This is a genomic window from Porticoccus sp. GXU_MW_L64 (assembly GCF_052983295.1).
This window is the reverse complement of record NZ_JBRKJK010000045.1, coordinates 1-925: the sequence shown is the minus strand read 5'-3', so window position 1 is coordinate 925 and position 925 is coordinate 1. Positions and strand designations below refer to the sequence as shown.

The 925-nt window shown below is 46.4% G+C and carries 1 protein-coding gene; it reads left to right on the top strand.

Features of this window, described 5'->3' with window-relative positions; translation table 11 throughout:
* Nucleotides 1-77: 77 nt before the first annotated feature.
* The coding region (locus ACVBEJ_RS14545; protein ID WP_447130358.1) for a transposase at nt 78-925 on the top strand (848 nt) is incomplete at its 3' end.

The following is a 925-nucleotide window of genomic DNA, read 5'->3' as shown; positions in this document are numbered from 1 at the left end:
GGCGTTGAAGGTGTAGAAAAACTCTAAAAACAAGGCGTTTTTTGCTAAAATATGGCATCTGATAAAGGACTCATTCCATGCCAAACTTCAAACCATACAACTACAACCAAGACGCCATGGTTGTGGTCAATTTTGAAGAACAAATCCAGCCAGGCACCTTTGAATTCACCCTCCACCACCTGATCGACAACCACATCGACCTATCTGCTTTTTACGATAAATACAAAAATGATCATGGTGGCCGCAGTGCCTACGACCCGGCGATTCTTCTAAAAATCATTTTATTTGCTTACTCCAAAGGCATCACTTCAAGCCGCGAGATTCAGTGGCAGTGCGAACACAATATTGTGTTTAAAGCGCTATCCTGCGATAGCGTTCCCCACTTTACCGGCATTGCCAGTTTTATCAGCAGCTACCCCGATGCCATTGAATCGGTATTTGAGCAAATTTTGCTGGTATGTAATGAACAGGGGCTGCTGGGTAATCACCTGTTTGCTATCGACGGCTGCAAAATGCCTTCCAATGCCGCCAAGGAGCACTCGGGCACATTTAAGGAGCTGGAGTCGAAGAAACAAAAAATCCGCAAACAAATCCGTTACTGCTTAAGGGAGCACAAAAAGCTGGATGGCCGCAGGCCAGCAGAACGTGATCGCAAGAAACAACTGGCACAGAATGCTAAAACCTTGGAAAAAGAGTTTGAGAGGATCAGCGCCTTCCTAAAGAACAACACCCCACGGATGGGGCAAGGTAAACGTCCCAAAGAAGTCAAAAGCAATATCACCGACAACGAATCCGCCAAAATGACCACCAGCAAGGGCACCATACAGGGCTACAACGGCATTGCTACGGTGGATAAAAAGCACCAGATTATTGTTGATGCCCAAGCTTTTGGTGCAGGCCAGGAACACCATGCTTTAAAGCCTGT